Origin of the sequence: Gallalistipes aquisgranensis (genome assembly GCF_014982715.1) — a bacterium.
Lineage (GTDB): Bacteria > Bacteroidota > Bacteroidia > Bacteroidales > Rikenellaceae > Gallalistipes > Gallalistipes aquisgranensis.
The window spans coordinates 1,757,287-1,772,724 of the sequence record NZ_JADCJY010000001.1 but is presented as its reverse complement, the minus strand read 5'-3'; the positions used below and the strand labels follow the sequence as shown (position 1 = coordinate 1,772,724).

10 protein-coding genes are annotated in these 15,438 nt (G+C 57.1%); 1 reads left to right on the top strand and 9 read right to left on the bottom strand.

Translation table 11 applies throughout. The features are described 5' to 3' along the window. Positions 1 to 110 precede the first annotated feature (110 nt). Genes INF32_RS07130 through INF32_RS07090 form a run of 9 tightly spaced genes read right to left on the bottom strand, consistent with a single transcriptional unit; the run spans position 111 to position 14,528 of the window. Positions 111 to 1,673, bottom strand: coding sequence for a hypothetical protein (locus INF32_RS07130; RefSeq protein WP_226387666.1), 1,563 nt, complete (start codon positions 1,671 to 1,673; stop codon positions 111 to 113). Between the two features lie 30 nt (positions 1,674 to 1,703). Then, positions 1,704 to 3,866 carry a hypothetical protein gene (locus INF32_RS07125; RefSeq protein ID WP_226387665.1) on the bottom strand — a complete coding sequence of 721 codons (2,163 nt, stop codon included), beginning with the start codon at positions 3,864 to 3,866 and terminating at the stop codon, positions 1,704 to 1,706. Between the two features lie 40 nt (positions 3,867 to 3,906). Next, positions 3,907 to 5,004, bottom strand: a complete 1,098-nt coding sequence (locus INF32_RS07120) for a hypothetical protein (RefSeq protein ID WP_226387664.1) — start codon at positions 5,002 to 5,004, stop codon at positions 3,907 to 3,909. A gap of 10 nt (positions 5,005 to 5,014) precedes the next feature. Continuing rightward, a complete protein-coding gene (locus tag INF32_RS07115; protein WP_226387663.1) occupies positions 5,015 to 6,139 on the bottom strand; it encodes a hypothetical protein in 1,125 nt (374 codons plus the stop codon). Between the two features lie 16 nt (positions 6,140 to 6,155). Next, positions 6,156 to 6,839, bottom strand: coding sequence for a DUF3823 domain-containing protein (locus tag INF32_RS07110; protein WP_226387662.1), 684 nt, complete (start codon positions 6,837 to 6,839; stop codon positions 6,156 to 6,158). A 19-nt stretch (positions 6,840 to 6,858) separates the two neighbouring features. Beyond that, complete coding sequence (locus INF32_RS07105; protein ID WP_226387661.1) at positions 6,859 to 8,751, bottom strand: RagB/SusD family nutrient uptake outer membrane protein; 1,893 nt, start codon at positions 8,749 to 8,751, stop codon at positions 6,859 to 6,861. A gap of 12 nt (positions 8,752 to 8,763) precedes the next feature. After that, positions 8,764 to 11,880, bottom strand: coding sequence for a SusC/RagA family TonB-linked outer membrane protein (locus tag INF32_RS07100; RefSeq protein WP_226387660.1), 3,117 nt, complete (start codon positions 11,878 to 11,880; stop codon positions 8,764 to 8,766). A gap of 48 nt (positions 11,881 to 11,928) precedes the next feature. After that, positions 11,929 to 13,092 carry an AGE family epimerase/isomerase gene (locus tag INF32_RS07095; RefSeq protein ID WP_226387659.1) on the bottom strand — a complete coding sequence of 388 codons (1,164 nt, stop codon included), beginning with the start codon at positions 13,090 to 13,092 and terminating at the stop codon, positions 11,929 to 11,931. Positions 13,093 to 13,121: 29 nt separating this feature from the next. After that, entirely contained in the window at positions 13,122 to 14,528 is a 1,407-nt protein-coding gene (locus tag INF32_RS07090; protein WP_226387658.1) for a sugar porter family MFS transporter, read from the bottom strand. A gap of 310 nt (positions 14,529 to 14,838) precedes the next feature. Here INF32_RS07090 and INF32_RS07085 point away from each other — a divergent pair, with 310 nt between their 5' ends. Further along, the gene (locus INF32_RS07085; protein WP_226387657.1) at positions 14,839 to 15,333 is read left to right on the top strand and encodes a 3'-5' exonuclease; all 495 of its coding nucleotides are present in this window, start codon (positions 14,839 to 14,841) and stop codon (positions 15,331 to 15,333) included. Positions 15,334 to 15,438: the final 105 nt, after the last annotated feature.

Sequence of the window (15,438 nt, the reverse complement as noted above, 5' to 3'; positions counted from 1 at the left end):
GACAAGAAAGCCATAGATACTCCGTGCGTTTCGTGAAAAACGGAGGACCGGAAGCATGCCCCGGGCGGAATATCGTTCCGCCCGGGGCCGCACTTGCCGGGAACCGTTTTCTATTCGATCTCTTCGCCCAGCTCCATTTTCAGGGCCGTCACGCGGGCTTCCTTGCCCTCGGATGCGGGATAGAAGGCATACATGTAGGCCGTGGATGTCGTTTCGTCCACCGTTACGGTCACGCTGCCGTAGCGGAGATCGTTCGCCGAGACATAGCCCGGGGATTCGTACAGACGGTAACGGTCGTAGTCGGGACTGGCCGGTGTTTTGGAGAAAGCGGCCTTGCTCGAAATGTTGTAGAGCAGGGTGGCCATTTCACCCGTACCGGTGGAGTAGTCCTGCTGGAGCGTGAAGAGATAACGTGCATCCTTGACGCGGAACACTTTCGAATCGAGAATCCGGTATTTGAAATTCTGTTGGTCCATCTCCAGCGGAGCTTCGCCCGAACCGGGGTTGTACACGACGAAATGGGCGGCGTGGAGCTTGTCCCAGTTTTCGAACGGGTCGTTCGGATAGCCCGTCTCGTCGTTGTAGGTGACATACATGGTGGGGTCGTCCAGCGAGGCCCGTTCCACGACCGCCGAGTGCCACGAGGCCGGATAGGAGAGAACGTTCGGTTCCACGCTGCCGGGGGTGCCGTTCGTCATCGTCCATGTCGCGTATTGTCCCTGCATAGGGACATCGCCGTAGAAATGGCTGGAGGTCAGGCATACGTAGGCGCTTCCCGAGTAGAGGTCGCCCAGAATCTGCATCCGTTTCCCCGCGTTTTCAGGAACCTGGTTGCCGGCCAGCTTGAACGGATTGGTCGGCATGGCGTCTATGTTCTCGTACACGTCCATCCAGAATCCTGCGCCGCCCGAGTTGAGACGGCCCATGGCGAAATGTCCCGCCTCGTCCGCCGCCAGCGTCCAGGTGTAGGAACGGGGTCCGGCCCAGCCGCCTTCGTAGATGGGTACGTTCTTGACGAACTCTCCCGTGAGTTTGTCGTAAACCTTGATCTTGGCGTCGGCGCTGTAATCGATCGTGTTGTCCAGTATCAGCAGGTAATCGCCCGCGATGCACATGCTGCGGCACGACCGGGGGAATACGAGACCGAGTTCGGTGCCCGTCTTCGTCCACATTTCCGTGAGGGTCGTTTCATATTCGGGAACCACTTCGTAGGGAGGCGTCACGACGGTTTGCAGGCCGTAGGAGACCCTGTCCCCGTTCCCGGCGATGACGGAAAGCCTCTGCCCCGGGAGGGTGAGATCCACCGTGTTTTCGACGGAACTGTTTTCCGGTGCCGACCTTCCCGGACCGATGGTGGCGGCATCCGATGCTGCGGAGAATTCGACACGGGCTTCCTTGTCCACCTCGACGGAGAGATGCACCTTTGTCAGATCCACTTCGTCGCTGCCCATGGGCAGGGCGCGGGTCGTGAAGATCAGCGCGTCACGAAGGTCCGAGAACGATACATCCAGCGTGTCGCGTTTACGTTCTGGGTGTTCGGCATAAGCGAAAATGCCTTTGATGGAGGTGTCCGGGGAGGGGGGAAGCGGTGTTTCCCCTTCCTCCTTGTCGCTGCAGGCTACCAGTACGGGAATCAGGGCCAGTACGGTCAACAGATAGTTCGGTTTGTTCATGGATTTGTCGGTTTTGAGTTTTCAGGTCGGTTATTCCATCATCCAGAGCGATTCCTTCATCGCCTGTTTCATATTCATGTTGCGGGTCATCTCCCAATAGCTTTGCCCTTTTTCGACCAGCGTTTCGGTCGATACGATCCAACTCTGTATCCATCCTGTGAGGGTACACCAGGCTCCCCAGCCGTTGTCCGCGTTGGAGGCCCAGTAGTCCCAGCGGTTGTAGTCGAAGGCACGGAACCAGGCCCCGTCGATGTCGGGGTGGGCCCGGCTCTCCACCTGGATGCGTACCAGAAAATCTGCCAGTTTCCGTACGGCTTCTCCGTATTTGGAATTTCCTGTGGCATGGGCTGCCTCGTTCAGGGCAAAGAACGAAAAGTTGCAGGTGTAGAGCATGTCCGATACCGGATCGCCGTTGACGGCGATCAACGGAGCTTCGTTTTTGCCGTATGCCTCATTGGAGGTGACCAGTATTTTGTTTTTGTCCGAGGTGCTGTTGCCCAGCTCTTCGCGGATGGCTCCGCACTCCACCTGGCTTTCGAGCAGTTTTGAGGCTACCTTGTCCAGCCATGCCCGGTGTTCGGGCGTGTCTTCCACCCTCACCAGCCAGGCCAGCGGCAGGATCATCCGCGCCCGCTCCTGCTGGATGCCGTTCTGGGAGAGCCACTTGTCGGGATAGGCTTCCATCGTGATGCGGATTCCTTCACGAGCCTTGTCCAACAGGGGTTTATATCCCGTTTTGTCATACAGCCACAGGTAACAGGCCCACATCCACGATTCGAAATGGGGGTGGGGATTGGTATAGTCCCGGTCGCGGTAATATTTCCATCCGTTCCGTTCGATGTCCTTCTGGTCGAGGGCGTTGCCCTGAAAACCCTGGCGGCTGCAGGTGCGCAGGTTCCCCAGAATGTTCTCCACGATCAGGCGGTTCCACCTTTGGTTGTCCATCAGCGCCGAAGCTCCGATGGCTCCGAGGATGCACCGGGCGTTGTCGTCGTTGAAAAATGTGCCCGGGTGGGTGTTGGCCCAGCTGATGAGTCCGTAGGAGGAGCTGTCCTTATGATTCCGCGCTCCGCCCCGGAATCCGGAACTGTAAAAGAGATAGTCGAGCAGCCGTTCCGCCGTTCGGTCGTACTTTTCGTCGCCTGTCAGTTCGGCTGCCGAAGCGAGCAGGAAGGCGGTTTCGCCCTGCACGTCGGCCCGGATGAAGTAGCGGTACAGCTGGCTTCCGTCGTGCAGTACGGTCGAACCGTGCCCCTCCATCACTCCGCGGGAGCCGTCGCCCTGCAGCATGTCCGGCCGGATCGGAGGACCGAAGAAGAGGTTGGGGTCGCCGTTTTTCGGTTGGTACTTGCCGATTTCGGTCGTTTCCCATGAAGGATGGATGAACAGGCGGGCTTTCCACAGCCATTCGGCACCCCGTTCCACCGCTTTCCTGCGTTCTTCCGATCCCACTGGAACCGTTGCGGCATAAGTTGGGACGGGATCGACCGGAAACTTTTCGAAAACGAACGACGGATCACGTGTGATCCAGCCCAGTATGGACTGCCAGACCTGTTTCCAGGAGTCGGAGGGACCGAACCGGGCCTGTTCGAAACAGGTGAGGGCGGTGGCGGCCACCATCCGGTTTCCTTCCAGAATCAGCAGGGGGCGGACTTCGGTGGCGGTCAGCCCGAACTGGGCCTTGTCGAATCCGGCCACTTTGGCATAGGAGATCAGCGCCGATTCCGCTTTCATCGGGATCAGGCTGCATCCGTTGATGCCCAATATACTCATCGGGGGAAGTTTCCCTCCGAAAAAGTCCGACGAAACGACCCCCCGTTCCAGTCTTCCTTCATAAGGTTCGGCCGGAAGCTCCCTGCCCGGGATGCAGGCCGGATACTCGATATAGCACCGGACATGTTTGCGGCCGATTCGTGCGTAGTCTTCCGGAGCGACGGTTGTCCGCAGGTCCGGATAGCCGTTTGCCGTGACGATCAGACCGGCTCCGGCCGGAATTTCCCGGATCGCTTCGGACAGGTTTCCGAACCGTTTCACTTCTATCCGGTTCATGGCGAGGGTCCGGTACAGGTCGTTCGTCCCGCTGCCCACGAAGTAGAGCGGGGCTTTCGCCGGCACGGAGTTTCCCGCCAGGGCGAAGAACGACAGCAGGATGGCCCGGCGCAATCGAAATATGGTTCTGTCTGTTATTGTCATCTTTTCGGTTTTGCTTGCAAGTGATACGATCTGTTTCGGGTCAACGTTTCGATGCTCCCAGTTTTTTGTAAAGACCGCCGATCTGTTCCATGGCGCCGGAGAAGTATCCGGTGTAGGATTTTCCCTCGCGGAGCTGCTCGTAGAAAGAGGGCGACTCGGGTTTGCCGGCGCTGTTGGCCTCCAGAATGTGCAGGTCGCAGGAGTATCCGCCGAATTTCGGGGTCATCGTCCCGTCGGGATAGCCGGCGGAAATGTATTTATGGCACAGTTCGATGCGGCCGTCAACAGGCGGATCGTTGATGAGCGCGTCGTCGCCCGGGCAGACATAGCCGAGCGGATCGACCGGCTCGTCGTAATCCCATGCCACGGGAATCATGTCCCATACGATCCGCCGCGTCTCTCCTTCGGCGCGTTCGCGGACCCAGCTTTCGAGCAGTTTGCGTCCGTACACGTCGGTACCTCCCACCGAATCGGGATGTTCCCACAACTCGTTGGTCAGTCCCTGGCATTCGGCCGTCCAGGTATCCTCGACTCCTGCTTTGCAATGGCGGCTCAACTCCTCGCCGGGCTGAAGCCCGATCCGTACGAGCCGGTCGCCCACCGCCCGGCGGAGCACGGCCATCTGTGCATCCTGCGCCGAACCGGGGGCCTGCCGGACATAGACGTCGTAGAGACCGAATTCATCCGGGTCGATCTCCCGGAGACACCATGCGGCAAATTCGCACAGCGTACTGTCGGTGAAATTCATGGTCGTGGGAGTGGCATAACTCTCCGGAACGACCGTGGGGACGATCCGGACGCCCCTCCGGACACCCTCCTCCTTCCATCGGAGCAGTACCTCTCGGGCGGCATCGGGTTCGAACTGGCGGTGGTATACGACATACAGCTTGTCGGCTCCGTACGTTTCCCGGAGGCATCTGACGGCATTGGCGATATGTCTGCGCTCTGGAACGGGATCGGCGGGAAGGCTGTCCGCCGGTTTCCAATAACCCCGGCCGGGATTGTGTCTCAGGTCGATGTCGATCCAGTAGGAGAGTTCGAAATCCGGGTGCAGGATCTCTTTTTGCGCTTCGCCGCACGAACAGAGGAAGAATGCGGACACCGACAGGATCAGGTATTTGACTGCGTTTTTTTTCATGACATTCGAATTATTCGCCGTTCAGACTGTTGTACAATGCGCCGATCTCCTTCATGGCATCGGCGAAATCTCCGGTATAGTCCGTGTCGGTCCTCAATGCCTCATAGAACGAGGGACTTTCTCCCCTTCCTCCGCTGTTGGCCTGGAGAATGTGCAGGTCGCAGGAATATCCGCCGAATTTCGCGTCTTTCATCCCTGCGGGATAGCATTGGGAAATGTATCTATGACACAGGGCGATACGTCCCGGTACGGGAGGGTCGTTCTTGTACTGGTCGTCGCCCGGACAGTCGTAGGACAGTTCGTCGTCCGTGTCGTAATCCCATGCTACGGGGATCATGTTCCAGACGATCTTGCGGCTGTCGCCGTTGATACGTTCGTTCACCCAGTTTTCGAGCAGGATACGCCCGTAATTTTTCGTGCCTTTGTAATAGACGGGGTTCTCCCACAGGTCGTTGGTCCGACCCTGGCACTCGGCCGTCCAGGTGTCCTCCACGCCCATTCTGTAAGACGTGAGCAGGGCCACGCCCGGCTGTAATCCCACACGGGTGAGCTTGTCTCCGATGGCTTCGCGGATTTTGCCGATCTGGTTGGCTTGTGTGCTGCCTACTGCATCGCGGGTGTAGACGTCGTAAATGGCGAATTCGTCGGCATTGGTGTTGGCGATGCACCACTGGGCGAACTCGACGATCTCAGTGTCGGAGAAGTTCATATTCTGCGGATTGCCATAGGATTGCAGCACGACGGTGGGAACGACCGTCATCCCCTGTTTCTCGGCGAAAGTCTTCCACATGCGCAGCACGTACTGGGCGTCCGAAGCCTCGAATTGCCGATGGTACACCACATAGAGTTTGTTGGCGTGGTAGTCGTTCCGGAGCCGCTTGCAGGCATTTTTGACATAGTCGGGTTCCGGAATGTTCTCCGGGCTTCTTTCGGTCACGTTGTACCAGTATCCGCGCAGGTGGTTGCCGAACATGTCCATGTCGATCCAGTAGGAGAGTTCGTAACCGTCGTTTTCCGGTGCGGGTGCGGGAGGCGGGGTCGGTTCGCCGTTCTCTTCTCCGGAAGAGCAGGAGAAGGAGAGGGCCAGCAGGCAGCAGCCCAGCGCGGCGCCTATCTTTTCGAAGATGCTTTTCATGGTGTTTTCGTTTTTTTTATAAAGTGAGTCTGACGGCTTTGGCATAGTTGTATTTGGCTTCGGGTACGTCGATCAGAGCCCCTACCCGGAAGAAATACGACTCTCCCTTTTTCAGCTTGTCCGCATTCGAGGGCAGATTCAGGTTGATGGTGAAATACTGCGGTTCCCTGAAGCGTTCCCCCACAGGGACTTCCACCTTGACCGTGTTCATCTGGTATCCCACCGAGGGTTCCCTGAAAACGAACAGCCCGAGGGTCTTCACCTTGTCGAATCCGGTCTGGGTGAGTTTGAAAGAGGCTTTGACCACGTCGCCGTTCTTGAAAATGACGGCGTCCTCGATGCGGATATAGGGTTTCACCCGGAAATCGAGCCGTGTGTCCCCTTCCACCCGCACCTTCTGTGGATCGAGCGGTTCGAAATTGCCCCGTTTGGGCGTGATCTCGTAATCGGCCGCGAACATCAGGTTGTTGCGGTAGGTGCCGTCGTTCTTGACGATCATCGTCTCGATGGTGGTGTATCCGTCCTCGATGTACTCGATGACTGTCCCGTTGTAGATATCCTGTTCCACCAGCTCCCCGGTCTCCTCGTCGATAAAGGAGCCGTGGATCGAGGCGTTCGGAGCTTCATAGTTGTCTTTTTCGCAGGAGACCGCCAGAAGGAGCAAGGCGGCCAGTGCCGGAAACAATCCTGTTTTTTTCATGACTGTCGATCTGTGGGGTTTAATATTGGGGGTTCTGTACCAGTCCGTTGGCCGTCGTTCCCGGAATGGCGTGGTAGTACATTTTCTCCAGAAAGGTGAACCTGGCCACGCGCTGGATATCGGCCCGGATGAAGATGTATTTGGCGGGGTTCTCCCGCAGGTCGATCACCGGCAGCAGGGCGTGCATGATCGAACCGTTGCACAGGGTATGGTACTCCCGCCTCCGGTAGAGGTCCCAGAAATGCTTGTTTTCGAATGCCAGTTCCACGAGCCGCTCGCGTTGTACGTTTTCCGGCGTCAGTTCGATGTCGTTCGTGTGGGCGGCCCTGCGGCGGATATCGTTCAGCGCCTTTTTCGCCGTGGCCTGCGCGTTGTCGGCGGTGTAGCCGCTCTCGACCACCGCTTCGGCATAATTGAGCAGCACTTCGGCATAGCGGAAGTCGATATAGTCCGTCAGGCTGTTGTTGTATCCGTAGAGGGTCGGAATCCGTTCGTCGAGAAACTTTTTGAAACTGAATCCCGTACGTGTGTAGTTCCCTCCTTCGGTGTCGAAACCCGAGTAGTCCGTCTTGTTAGCTCCGCCGAACACGTAGTAAGTCTTGCCGTCGGCCGGATTGACGTACGGATTGCCCGAATAGATCTGTGCCGTGCCATCGGGTTTGACGTATCCGGCCTGGATCACGATGGTCGTCTCTTTCCACTGCGTGCCGGGCAGGATGACGGTGCCCCACAGTCGGGCATCCTTGCCTTCGAAAATGCCGTAGGGCGTGTCGAATTTCCGGTAGTTCTTGTCGGGTCTGAATCCGCTGTAATCGGTCAGATCATCGGGTGCGTCGGAGGTGACGATCGGTGCGCTTTTGCCCGGGTTGTCGTAACGTTCATAAGCATCGACCAGTTCCAGGTTCGGGTTCATGCGTCCGGGGTGGGGCCATCCGTTGGCCAGCTGTGAGGGGCCGTAGTAGATGTTGTAGTTGTGGCCGAGCTCCTGCTTGGTGTATCCCTTGACGAAAATCGTCTCTTCGGGAGCGTTGGCCGGGTCTTCGAACATCTTGCGGTAGTTCTCGGCCGCTTCTTCGGGAGTGGCGGGAGAGGGTTTGTAGAGCGAGAATTTGCGGGAAATCATCACTTCGTTCGCCGCCTTGATGGCCGCTTCATAATATCCGTTGGCCAGATCGGGAGTCAGTCCGACCAGATGCATGTCCACGGCCGTTCCCGACAGAGTGGCCCGGCTGCCGAATTTGGCGATCGACGCCGCGTGCAGGGCGGCCCGCGACTTGAGGGCGTAGGCCACCCACTTGGTGGCGCGCCGCTGCCCTCCTTCCCAGGCCGAGGGGAGATTGCCGGAAGCGATGTCGCATTGGTTCAGTATGTAGTCCCATGTCTCCTTTTCGGTACTGCGCGGCACTTTGAGCGCCTCCACGTCACCGTCCCACTTCTGTACCCGGTCGATGATGGGGACGCCGCCGTACCGTTTGGCCAGTCCGAAATAGGCATAGGCCTTGATGAAAGCCACTTCGCCCACCATGGATGTGCGCTGGTCGTTCGGGATGTTGAGCGTCGGGATCGCATCGGCCAGAATATTCACGTCGCGGATCAGCGAATAGGCTTCCGTCCACCAGGAGAAGTTGTCGGCCGTCAGATGGGCCTGGTATTCCGAGTGGGTCGCCTCTTCGGTGAACATGGCGGCCACCATGTTTTCTCCGTAGAAGTCGTTGAAGCCGCCCCTCAGGTAGTTGAAATCCTCGATCGGCAGTTGGGCGTAAAGATTGGCCATATAGAGTTTCACCCCCTCCGGGTCGGAAAACAGGGCCTGGGCGTCGAGTTTGTCCTTGGGCCTCAGCTCGAGAAAGTCGGAACAGCCGCAAAACAGTGCGGCGGCTGCGATCAGTCCGGATTTGAATATGCTTTTCATAGTCGGTTACGTTTAGAAATTGATGTTGATCCCCAGATTGTAGCTCCGGGTCAGGGGGTAGGTGAATCCCGAACTGTTGGCACCCTCGATCTTTTCGGGATCGAACGCCTTGACGAACGGATCCGTGATCGTGAAGACGTTGTGTGCCGTGAAATAGACCCGGATGCCTTCTATGCCGATTTTCTTCAGGTATTTGGCGGGGATCGTGTAGCCCAGTTCCATGCTCTTCATGCGTAGGTAGGAGGCGTCTTTGCGCCAAATCTCGCTCTCGTTGTAGATCGAGCCTGCATCGGTGACCAGACGTGTGGCGGGCCATTTTCCGGGAATCCAGGCGCTGTTCGGATCGTAGGGGTCTTCCCTGTGCCAGCGGTCGAAGAAATAGGCGGGCGTGTTGAGGTCGAAGGCGAGCATTTCGGCATAGACCTCCTTGAAGCGTACCGTGTAGCGTCCCGAACCTTGGAGCACGGCGCTGAAGTCGAATCCTTTCCAGGCAGCGCTGAGCGTCAGCCCGTAATAGAGTTTCGGTGAACCGTTGTAGAAAATGGGCATCATGTCTTTGCCGTCGATCACTCCGTCGCCGTTCACGTCCTTGTAACGGTAGTCGCCCGGCAGGGTCAGGGTATTACCGTTGGCTCCGTTCTGGAGAGGGGCGAAAATGATCGACTCTTCGTCGGTGAACTGGTTTTCGACCACATACCCCCAGGCGAAATCTCCCCACCGGTTGTCCACGCCGTTGCGCCAGCGGTCCATGCTGTTGGCATAGGGCGCATGTTCCACATGGCGGTTCATCGTGCGGGCAAAGTTGAAATTGCCCCGTACGCTGAGATAGAAATCGCCGAATCGGTCGTTATAGGCCACCGACAGGTCGAGCCCCCGTACCCGGTCGCTGTTGAGGTTTTCCTGGGGAAGCGTGCCGCCGAAGGTGTTGGGCAGCGAAACGAGCCGGTCGGCCATCAGTCCTTTCCTGTCTCGCTGATAAACGTCGAATTCGAATGCGAGCCGGTTACTCAACAGCCCCAGGTCGATGCCGATGTCGGCCGTGTGTGAGGTGTACCAGGTCAGCCGTTCGTTGACGATCGCGGGAGAGGCGGCGCCTTCGGTCCAGGTTCCGTTCACGAATTCGTAACCGCCGCCGCCCGTCAGACTGTATCCGGTGATGTATTGGAATGCCTTGCTGCCCGAATCTTCGCCCAGTACTCCGTACGATCCCCGGAGTTTGAGGTTACTGATGAATTTCACGTTTTTCATGAACGGTTCTTCCGAAATCCTCCATCCGGCCGACACTACGGGGAAGAAACCCCAGCGCTGATTGCGGGGATAACGGTAGGAACCGTCGTAGCGGAAGGCGAATTCCACGAGGTATTTGTCCCGGAAACCGTAGTTCAGCCGGCCGATCAGGGCGGCGTTGCGCTGCTGCTCCTCCATGCCGGAATTGGTCTGGTTGTTCAGGCTGGCCTGGTCGATCTGGTCGTTGGTGTAGAAGCTGTACTCCCTGCCCAGGGTGGAGGTGCGGCTGTCGTACTTGTGGATTTCATAGACGAACGTCGCGTCCAGGCTGTGATCCTCGGCAAAAACCCGCGAATAGGTCAGAAACCCTTGCAGAGTGAGCATGTCGATGTCCGTATTGCCGTTCGAAATCTTCGAGGGGCTGTTCTTCTTGGTCGCCTGGTAGGGAATTTCCGCATTCGCGTCGTAGGTGTATAGCTTATATTCCCTGGTTAACGACTTGTCCAGCAGTCGGTTGTTGTCGAACGCCCCCACGGCCTTGACCGACAGGCCCTTCACGAAGGGAACGTCGTATTTGAGCGAAAGCGATGAGGTAAGCATCTGGTTTTTGTTCTGGGTGTACCCGGAGATGTCGCTGTCGGCGATGGCGATCGGATTGATGAAGCGCTGGTATCCCAGATATTCGGGATTGCCGTTGGCGTAGGCTTCCGTGTTGGGAAGCGCCGTGCGGGTACCGTAGAAAATGTCGTGGTATCCGGCTGACGGTGAGTTTTTGGTGTCGTAGCGCCCGGAGATGTTGACGTCGGCGCTGAAGTTCTTCGCCAGTTTAGCCGTGAGGTTGGACCGGAAGGTGTATTTGTTGTAGTTGAGATCCTTGCTGCGGAGCAGTCCGTTCTCCTGAACGTATCCCAGACTGACGTAATAGGTTATCTTGTCGGTTCCGCCCGATGCGGAGAGGTTATGCTGTTGCTGGGTCGAAAAGTCGCGCATGGTCAGTCCGTACCAGTCGGTCGTGGCGCCGGCCATCTCGCGGGCGAGTTCCTCCCGGGTGAAGTAGGGTGTCCCTCCTGCGTTGAGATTGGCCTCGTTACGCATCTGGGCCCATTCCGACCGGTTCGCCATGCGGGGCATATCGGTCGGTTTCTGCCAGCCGTAGGTCATGTTGTAGTTGAACTTCGTCTTCCCCTTACGGCCCCGGTTCGTGGTCACGATCACCACGCCGTTGGCCGCCTTCAGACCGTAAACGGCTGCGGAGGCATCCTTGATGATGGAGATGCTTTCGATGTCCTGCGGATTGAGCCGCTGGAAATCGTTGCCTCCCATGTCCTGGGGGATACCGTCGATCACGTAGAGCGGATTGCCGAAACCGCGGATGTTGATCATCGTGTTGAAATCGCCCGGTTCGCCGCTGTTCTGGCGGATCTGCAATCCGGCTACTTTGCCCTGAAGGTTCTGGGCGAGACTCGAATGGGTGGTGGTCATCAGCTCTTTGTTGGCAATGTTGGAGACTGCTCCGGTGAGGGTCTCCTTTTTACGCACACCGTAGCCCACGACCACCACGTCGTCGAGTTGCGTGGCGTCTTCCGTCAGAAGGACTTTGGCCCCTTTGAGCTGCGAGGCGGGAATCTCGCGGGTACGAAACCCGATGTACTTGACCGTAACCACGGCTCCGGGTTTCACCAGCAGGGTGAAATTCCCGTTGACATCCGTCGTCGTGCCCTTGGAGGTCCCCTCCACATAGACGGCTGCTCCGACGACCGGTTCGTTTTTGGCATCCAGCACCTGTCCGGAAACCTTGACCTCCTTTTCCTGTGCGGAGACGGAAACGGCGGAGAGGCCGAGCCATGCTGCGAACAGCAGCGAAAGCCATCTCCACGACCGTCTGGGTTTAAAATCGTTCATACATTCAAGTTGTTTTAGGTTTGTATTCGAATAGCCGTTAGTAGTTGCTCATTTGCACTCCTCCAGGGTTTTCCAACACTGGTAGAGACCGCGCGGGACGTGGAAGCATCCTTTCCACTTGCCTCCCTTCAACGGGAGGAGCACCTCGCCCCGGCGGTCGAGATAGCCGTACCATTCGGGGTATTCGCTGTCACGGAAATGCGACCACGTGTAGTCGTGTACGAGCTCGAACTTGTCGAGGCATTCGCGGGAACCCGTCAGCCGGTATCCCTTGATCATCGAGATCAGGGTTTCGATATGAACCCACCATAGTTTCTGATCCCATTCGAGTTGCTGGGTCGGATGCCCGAGCCGGTCCTTGTAGTAGAATATGCCTCCGTACTCACGGTCCCACCCGTAGTCGATCATTTTCAGGGCGATGCCCACGGCCCGGCTGATCAGTTCGGGCCGTCCGAGCCGTTCGCCCAGGTCCATGATGAACCACATCGCCTCGATGGCATGCCCCGGGTTGGTGATCCGTCCGTCAAACGAGTCGGACAGTTCATTGCCGAGCGTCACGTTCTCGACGATGATGCCCAGTTCAGGCCGGTAGAAGGTATCCATCACCTCGTGGATGCAGGTGTCGATCGTGCGTTCCAGGTACTCCTTGTCGAGCAGATGCTCGATCTCCAGCGCCAGATTGCACAGGATCATCGGAAGGGCGAAGTTCTTCAGGTCGCGGGTTCCGGGATGCACCTTGTTCCATCTTCCTTTGGGATTGTCCACTTTCGACAGGATGATGTCGAAAGTCTTTTTTGCGATTTCGGCATACTCGGGATTTCCCGTGGCCAGATGCAGTTGTCCGAAAGCCATCGTGGCGAAAGTATAGGAGAAGATGTTGTAGGGTTCGACGAGCGGCCTGCCGTCCCTCGTCAGGGAAAAGTACCAGTTGTAATTTCCGTCGTGACCGTACTTTTTCAGAAATTCGCCGCCCTGGACGGCACATTCGAGCCATTCCGGCCGTTTCTCCACCTTGTTGTACATGCTGGCGAACATCCATACTTCGCGTCCCTGCAGCCAGATGAATTTGTCCGTGTCGAATACGTTTCCTTTGCGGTCCAGACAGGTGAAGTAGCCTCCGAACTCCCTGTCCTGCGATTTTTCCAGCCAGAAGGGGAGGATGTTGTCCAGCAATTCGTCCCGGTATTGCCGGGCGAGTAGTTTGAAGTCCATATTTCAGCGAGTTATTTTGTTGGTTGGTTCTATTCGTCTTTGTTCCAGTAGTGCTCGATCTCTTCGAGCGACCGGCCCGTGGTTTCGGGTACCAGTTTCCACATGATGAGAATGTAGGGCACGCACATCATGGCGAAAAGTACGAAGGTGCCGGCCGGAGTCAGCGTCGAGAGCATCCAGGGGGTGAGCTGTCCGATCAGGTAGGTGCCGATCCACAGGGCGAGTCCGGCGATCGACATGGCTACGCCGCGCACGCGGGTGGGATACATCTCCGAGAGGAGCACCCATACCACGGCGCAGATCGAGACGGCGCAGCAGAATATGTAGAACAGGAAGAGGACGAGCAGCACCACGCTGCTTATCCGCATCGCTTCCCCGTACAGGAAATAGAAGGCGATCAGCAGCAGGGAGGCGATCATGCCGCTCACTCCGTAATACACCAGCTTTTTGCGCCCTATCCGGTCGATGATGAAGAGGGCCAGCACGGTGGTGAGCATGTTGACCATTCCGACCATTACCTGGTAGAACAGGGAGTCGCCGCCGGAAAGTCCGCTCTGTTCGAAAATCGTGGGGCCGTAATAAAGTACGGCGTTCACGCCCATGAACTGTCCTAATATGGCGATGGAGACACCGATCAGCAGCGCCTTGCGGATTCCGGGGCGCAGCAGCAGGGACCATTCGTTGCCGGTGGATTGGGCGATGGCCTGTTCGGTGGCCTCGATCTGCGCGGCGGTCTCTTCCGGCGAGCCGTATATCCGGCTCATGATCCGTCCGGCCGCTGTTCTGCGGTTCCTGAGAAGCAGCCAGCGGGGACTTTCCGGAATGAAGAATATGACGATGAAAAAGAGCAGGGAGGGAATGATTCCCAAACCCAGCATTCCGCGCCAGAGTTCCGTCGAAAGAATCTTCACCAGCCAGGGGCTCTCGAGCGAGGCGTTGGCGGAAGCGGATTGCAGCAGCAGGTAATTGGCCAGGTAGGCGCCCAGGAAGCCGACCGTGATGGCGAGCTGATAGAGCGAAACGAGACGTCCGCGGTACCTGGCGATCGAAACTTCGGAGATGTACAGGGGCGAGATGATCGATGCCACTCCGATGCCGACGCCTCCGATCAGCCGGGAAAGTACGAGTTGGGCGAAGGTGGCGCTTACCGCACACCCCAGAGCCGAGGCCGAGAAGAGCATGGCGGAACAGAGCATGGCGTTGCGGCGGCCGAAACGGTCTCCGATGATGCCGGCGAAGGCGCCTCCGAAAATGGACCCGATCAGGGCGCAGCCCACGTACCATCCCACTTGCAGGGTGTCGAGCGAAAAGTAGCCGGTGACCTGACCGATCGTTCCGGAAATGACGGCCGTGTCGTATCCGAACAGAAAGCCGCCGAGGGCCGCTACCGAAGCCAGAAAACAGACATAATTCAGGTTAGAGTTTGGTTTCTTCATAGAATTTGCTTTATTTTTATCTATATACAAAATACAAACAAAGGCAATTCCTTTATACTGGCTCCGCAAATTAAAAAATAATTTTAGTTAAAAACAATATATAGCTAAATTTATTTACAATAAAAATATTTTATTCTATTCTGGATTCTGAATATATTTGATTAAAATATGGTTTTGATTCGTTTTTCTTTTTATTCGATTGTCTTTTTAGTATCGGAACGAATTTCCTATTTGTCCGGAAGAGAGGATGAACCGGGAAAATGGAACGGGACAGACGAAACCTCAAGGCGTATCCGTTCGTAAAAGAGATATGAAAGATTTTGCAGCCATAGATTTCGAGACGGCCAACAGTCGGCGCACCAGTGTATGCAGCGTGGGGGTGGTGATCGTACGCGGAGGGGAGATTGCGGGGAGTATTTACCGTCTGATCCGGCCCCGACCCAACTTTTACAGCCGTTTCACCACGGAAATTCACGGAATGACTTATGAAGACACGGCCGATGCCCCCGATTTTCCGGAGGTGTGGGCCGGTATCGCTCCCCGCATCGAGGGTCTTCCGCTCGTGGCCCATAACAGCCCGTTCGACGAAGGGTGTCTCCGGGCGGTTTTCCAGCTCTACGGCATGCCGTATCCCGAATACCGTTTCTTTTGTACGCTCCGCGCCTCGCGCCGGGTTTTCGGCAGGGAGTTGCCCGACCACCGGCTGCATACCGTCTCGGCACGGTGCGGTTTCGATCTGCAGAATCATCACCATGCCCTGGCCGATGCCGAAGCCTGTGCGGCTATCGCCTTGAAATTGTTGTAACGGAACGGTGTACGGACGAATCACGGGACTGCTTGTTCCGATGTGTGTCCCGCCATTGCAAAAACGAAGCGCAGGGTAAATTTACCCTGCACTTCGTTTTGCCTG

Bases quoted from the DNA above. Each gene is read 5' to 3' on its own strand.
- INF32_RS07125 (WP_226387665.1), bottom strand. From the start codon at position 3,866: ATGACAATAACAGACAGAACCATATTTCGATTGCGCCGGGCCATCCTG.
- INF32_RS07100 (WP_226387660.1), bottom strand. From the start codon at position 11,880: ATGAACGATTTTAAACCCAGACGGTCGTGGAGATGGCTTTCGCTGCTG.
- INF32_RS07115 (WP_226387663.1), bottom strand. From the start codon at position 6,139: ATGAAAAGCATCTTCGAAAAGATAGGCGCCGCGCTGGGCTGCTGCCTG.
- INF32_RS07090 (WP_226387658.1), bottom strand. From the start codon at position 14,528: ATGAAGAAACCAAACTCTAACCTGAATTATGTCTGTTTTCTGGCTTCG.
- INF32_RS07120 (WP_226387664.1), bottom strand. From the start codon at position 5,004: ATGAAAAAAAACGCAGTCAAATACCTGATCCTGTCGGTGTCCGCATTC.
- INF32_RS07110 (WP_226387662.1), bottom strand. From the start codon at position 6,839: ATGAAAAAAACAGGATTGTTTCCGGCACTGGCCGCCTTGCTCCTTCTG.
- INF32_RS07085 (WP_226387657.1), top strand. From the start codon at position 14,839: ATGAAAGATTTTGCAGCCATAGATTTCGAGACGGCCAACAGTCGGCGC.
- INF32_RS07130 (WP_226387666.1), bottom strand. From the start codon at position 1,673: ATGAACAAACCGAACTATCTGTTGACCGTACTGGCCCTGATTCCCGTA.
- INF32_RS07095 (WP_226387659.1), bottom strand. From the start codon at position 13,092: ATGGACTTCAAACTACTCGCCCGGCAATACCGGGACGAATTGCTGGAC.
- INF32_RS07105 (WP_226387661.1), bottom strand. From the start codon at position 8,751: ATGAAAAGCATATTCAAATCCGGACTGATCGCAGCCGCCGCACTGTTT.